The following is a 248-nucleotide window of genomic DNA, read 5'->3' on the forward strand; positions in this document are numbered from 1 at the left end:
TCTTGCCTTCCTGGGGTTTGGGGAGGGTAAGCTGCCGGATACATGGAAGCAGAAGCTTATCACACTGGCAGCGCCTTATGCGCCTCTGGACGGGATGAATGAAAAGGGACTGGCGGTGGCGGTGCTCCGCATTGCGGATGAGCCCACGGACCAGGATACGGGGAATACGGATATTACCACGACCACGGCCATCCTGCTGATGCTTGATAAGGCGGCCACGGTGGACGAGGCGGTGAGCCTTCTGGAGC

General features: G+C 59.7%; 1 protein-coding gene. It reads left to right on the forward strand.

The features are described 5' to 3' along the window. A partial coding sequence (locus LK536_RS58910) for a linear amide C-N hydrolase (protein WP_506092349.1) occupies positions 1–248 on the forward strand: 248 nt, incomplete at both ends.

This window comes from Clostridium pacaense, from assembly GCF_020709765.2.
In the GTDB taxonomy this organism is placed as follows: domain Bacteria; phylum Bacillota; class Clostridia; order Lachnospirales; family Lachnospiraceae; genus Enterocloster; species Enterocloster hominis.